General features: G+C 64.7%; 5 protein-coding genes. 1 reads left to right on the top strand and 4 read right to left on the bottom strand.

What is annotated here, in order from left to right; genetic code table 11:
• Positions 1-528 (top strand): J domain-containing protein (locus tag VF497_RS17655; RefSeq protein WP_330891214.1); only part of this gene is annotated, 528 nt, incomplete at its 5' end.
• 45 nt (positions 529-573) lie between these two features.
• Here the strand turns inward: VF497_RS17655 and pilH are convergent.
• From pilH to sucB, 4 genes are all read right to left on the bottom strand, one after another.
• On the bottom strand, positions 574-948 hold the full coding sequence (gene pilH / locus VF497_RS17650; RefSeq protein ID WP_330891211.1) for a twitching motility response regulator PilH: 375 nt from the start codon (positions 946-948) through the stop codon (positions 574-576).
• A 120-nt stretch (positions 949-1,068) separates the two neighbouring features.
• Positions 1,069-2,064, bottom strand: a complete 996-nt coding sequence (locus VF497_RS17645; protein ID WP_330891209.1) for an oxidoreductase — start codon at positions 2,062-2,064, stop codon at positions 1,069-1,071.
• Positions 2,065-2,140: 76 nt separating this feature from the next.
• Complete coding sequence (lpdA, locus tag VF497_RS17640) at positions 2,141-3,565, bottom strand: dihydrolipoyl dehydrogenase (RefSeq protein ID WP_330891207.1); 1,425 nt, start codon at positions 3,563-3,565, stop codon at positions 2,141-2,143.
• Between the two features lie 102 nt (positions 3,566-3,667).
• A partial coding sequence (gene sucB, locus VF497_RS17635; RefSeq protein WP_330891205.1) for a dihydrolipoyllysine-residue succinyltransferase occupies positions 3,668-4,359 on the bottom strand: 692 nt, incomplete at its 5' end.

Raw genomic sequence — 4,359 nt, 5'->3', positions numbered from 1 at the left:
GGACGCGACGTGCAGGCGCGCGTCGAGATTCCACTGGCGACGGCGTTCAGCGGCGGCAAGGAACGCATCACGCTGCGCGACGGCAGCGGCGACGAACGCACGCTCGAGGTGAAGATTCCCGCGGGCATCCTGCCGGGGCAGCAGATTCGCCTCGCGGGGCAGGGATCGCCGGGTTCGCAGGGTGCGGCGGCGGGCGACCTGCTGCTCGAAGTCGCGGTGCGCGAGGATGGCCGCTTCCAGCTCGATGGCCGCGATGTGTTGCTGACCCTGCCGATTGCGCCGTGGCAGGCCGCACTCGGTGGCACGATGACCGTGCCGACGCTGGCCGGCGACGTGGAGCTGAAAATTCCGGCCGGTTCCGATTCCGGCAAGAAGATGCGCCTGCGCGGTCGGGGCATGCCGGGCGCGACGCCCGGTGACCAGTTCGTCACGCTGCAGGTGCATGCGCCACCTGCGCACACCGAAACGCAGCGCAAGCTTTACGAACAGATGGCGCAGGAATTCGGCGAGTCGGTGGCGCGAGCGTAGCGGGTCGACTTGTGCGCGAGGCGCGCGCAAGTCGCGCCCTTACGGCTATGCCGCGGTCGCGGGCAGCAGGTTCTTGATCGCCTGCATGAGTTCCTTCTCGTCGATCGGCTTGGTCACGTAGGCCTTCGCGCCCTGACGCATACCCCAGACCTTGTCGGTTTCCTGGCCTTTGGTGGTGACGAGAATCACCGGGATATGTTTCGTCGTCGGCTCGCGTGCGAGCGTGCGCGTGGCCTGGAAGCCGTTGAGGTTGGGCATCACCACGTCCATGAGGATCAGGTCGGGGATTTCGCGTTTGGCGGTATCCACGCCAGCGGCGCCATCCTCGGCCGTCGTTGCGAGATGGCCGAGTTTTTCGACGATGCGTTTGAGGCCCAGCAATTGTGTGGGCGAGTCGTCAACGATCAGTATGCGCGCCATGGACGGATACCTGCCCCCTGCAGGATTGGTTGAGAGTTGATTGTAGGCACAAGTTCTCGATTGCGACAGCGTTCCTGAATATGCGTGATGAACATCACTGTTTTGCGATGTTCTTCCCGCTCAAAGCCTGACCACGGTACGGCCGAATGAACCGCCTGCGAGCATCGTCTCGAACACCGCCGGCAACCCGTCCAGGCCGACTTCGCGCGTGGCGATCCGGTCCAGATGCGCCGGTTTCCAGTCGCTCGCCAGATGTTGCCACACCGCATCGCGGATGTCGCGCGCGGTGCCTGCCGAGGCGATGCCGAGCAGGCTGACGCCGCGCAGGATGAAGGGCATCACCGTCGTGGCTAGCGCCGGGTCGGCCGCGAGTCCGCAACTGGCGATGTTGCCGTAGGGATGGATGACGCGCGTCAGTCCCGCGAGCATCTCGCCGCCGACGTTGTCGATCGCGCCGGCCCAGCGGCTCGTTTCGAGCGGGCGCTGGCCCCAGTAGAGGTCCTTGCGAGAAATGCACTGCTTGGCGCCGAGCGCGATCAGGTCGTCGAAGTGTTCGAGCTTGCCGCTGATCGCATGCGCCTCGTAGCCGGCACGCGTGAGGATGTCGATCGCGAGCGAGCCGACACCGCCGGTCGCGCCGGTGACGACGACCGGGCCCAGCGACGGTACTTGTCCATTTTGTTGCATTCTATACAACGACAATCCGGCGGTGAAACCGGCCGTGCCGAGGATCATCGCCTCGCGCAGCGTCAGTCCGTTCGGCAGCGGAATCGTCCATTTCGATTCAAGCCGCGCATACTGCGTGTAGCCGCCGTCGCGCGTCTCCGACAGGCCGCAGCCGGTGACGAGCACGGCGTCGCCTTCTTTGAACTTCGCATCGCTCGACTCGACGACGTGACCGGCCACGTCGATGCCGCCGACCAGCGGAGACTCGCGCAGGATCTTGCCCTTGCCGGTGCCGGCGAGCGCGTCCTTGTAGTTGACCGAGGAGTAGGCGACCTTGACGACGATTTCGCCGGGCGAGAGCTCGTCGAGTTTCAGCTGTTCGACGCCGCTGCGGTAATTGCCGCGGTCGGCGTGGATGCGGAAGGCGGAAAAGGTGTTGGGAACGGCCATCGCTCTCTCCTTGTTCGTCATTCCGGCGCATGCCGGAATGACGGCCCGATCCGGCTTTCGCCGGGATGGATGCGGCTCAGTTGACCTTGTGAATCGCGCGTTTGTCGACCGCGAGCGCGGCCTCGTGCACGGCTTCGCTCAGCGTCGGATGCGCGTGGATGATGCGTGCGAGGTCTTCGGCGGAGCCGTGGAATTCCATCGCGACGACGGCCTCGGCGATCAGCTCGGACACGCCTGGGCCGACCATATGCACGCCGAGCAAGCGATCGGTTTCGGCATGGGCGAGGATCTTGACGAAGCCCGCGGTCTCGTTCATCGCGACGGCGCGGCCGATCGCAGCGAACGGGAAGCTGCCGACCTTGTACGGGATGCCGGCCTTCTTGAGTTCGTCCTCCGTCTTTCCGGCCCAGGCGATCTCCGGCTCGGTGTAGATTACCCAGGGGATGTAGTCGTAGTTGACGTGGCCCGGCTTGCCGGCGATCAGTTCGGCGACGGCGATGCCTTCCTCGAAACCCTTGTGCGCGAGCATCGGCCCGCGCACGCAGTCGCCGACGGCCCAGACGCCGTCTGCGGTGGTGTGGCAATGATCGTCGACGACGACGCGACCGCGCTCGTCGAGCTGCACGCCGGTGCCTTCGGCAAGCAGGCCGTTCGTCGCGGCGCGGCGGCCGACGGCGACGAGCAGCTTGTCGACGACGAGCTTCTGTTCGCCGTTTTTATCGGTATACGTGAGCTCAACAGTGCCGCCCTTGACCTCGGCCTTGCTGACCTTGGCGCCGAGCTTGATGTCGAGGCCCTGCTTGGCGAATTCCTTCGCGGCGACCTTGGCGACGTCCTTCTCTGCGGCGGCGAGGAAATCCGGCAGCGCTTCGAGAATGGTCACTTCGGCGCCGAGACGGCGCCAGACGCTGCCGAGTTCGAGGCCGATCACGCCGGCACCGATCACGCCGAGGCGCTTCGGCACCGCGTCGAAATCGAGCGCGCCGGCATTGTCGACGATGTTTTTGCCGTCGAACTTCGCGAACGGCAGCTCGATCGAGGTCGAGCCCGCGGCGAGGATGATGTTCGGCGCGGTCAGTTCGGTCGTCGTGCCATCGAAGCGCTTGACGCTGACGAGCTTGTTCGGCAATAGCGTGCCGAAGCCGTCGTACGCGGTGATCTTGTTGCCCTTGAACAGCAGCGCGACGCCGCCGGTGAACTGTTTGACGATCTTGTCCTTGCGCCCGACCATCGTGCCGACGTCGATCTTCGCGTCCTTGGTCGTGATGCCGTGCACGTCGAAATGCTGGGTCAGGTTCCAGAACTGCTTGGACGAGTCGAGCAGCGCCTTCGACGGGATGCAGCCGACGTTGAGGCAGGTGCCGCCGAGCGCGAGCTTGCCGTCCTTGCCCTTGAAATTGTCGATGCACGCAGTCTTGAGGCCAAGCTGCGCGGCGCGGATCGCCGCGTGATAACCGGCGGGACCGCCGCCGATGACGATGACGTCGAATTGGTCTGCCATGGGGAGATTCCAGTGAGTGGATGCCGCTGATTTCGGGAAGCGGGTGAACCCGATATGGAGCGTCGGGGAGCCGTTATCCAGCTCCCCGACGACGGATCCCGCTTACATGCCGAGCAACATCCGCTGCGGATTCTCGAGCTGGTTCTTGATGTCGACGAGGAACAGCACTGCGTCCTTGCCGTCGATGATGCGGTGGTCGTAGCTGATCGCCACGTACATCATCGGCGCAGCAACGACTTGGCCGTTCTCGACGATCGCGCGTTCCTTGATCGCGTGCATGCCGAGGATCGCGCTCTGCGGCGGGTTGACGATCGGCGTCGAGAACAGCGAGCCGAACGTGCCGCCGTTGGTGATCGTGAACGTGCCGCCCTGCAGGTCGTCGAGGGTGAGGCCGCCTTCGCGCGCCTTCTTGGCGAAGCCGGCAATCGCCTTCTCGACGTCGGCGAAACCCATGTTCTGCGCATCGCGCAGCACCGGCGTGACCAGGCCCTTGTCGGTCGACACGGCGACCGAGATGTCCTGGTAGGCGTGATAGATGATGTCGTTGCCGTCGACCGAGGCGTTGACGATCGGATGGCGCTTGAGCGCTTCCGCCGCAGCCTTGACGAAGAAGCTCATGAAGCCGAGCTTGATGCCGTTGGCCTTCTCGAACTGCTCGCCGAGTTCCTTGCGCATCGCCGCGACCTTGGACAGGTTGATCTCGTTGAACGAGGTCAGCATCGCGATCGAATTCTTTGACTGCATCAGGCGCTCGGCGATCTTCGCGCGCATGCGCGTCATAGGCACGCGCTCTT

The organism is Rudaea sp. (assembly GCF_036383415.1).
Classification (GTDB): domain Bacteria; phylum Pseudomonadota; class Gammaproteobacteria; order Xanthomonadales; family Rhodanobacteraceae; genus Rudaea.
The sequence above is the reverse complement of the archived record's forward strand: the minus strand, read 5'-3'. Positions and strand labels throughout refer to the sequence as shown.

Bases quoted from the DNA above. Each gene is read 5' to 3' on its own strand.
- lpdA (WP_330891207.1), bottom strand. From the start codon at position 3,565: ATGGCAGACCAATTCGACGTCATCGTCATCGGCGGCGGTCCCGCCGGT.
- VF497_RS17645 (WP_330891209.1), bottom strand. From the start codon at position 2,064: ATGGCCGTTCCCAACACCTTTTCCGCCTTCCGCATCCACGCCGACCGC.
- pilH (WP_330891211.1), bottom strand. From the start codon at position 948: ATGGCGCGCATACTGATCGTTGACGACTCGCCCACACAATTGCTGGGC.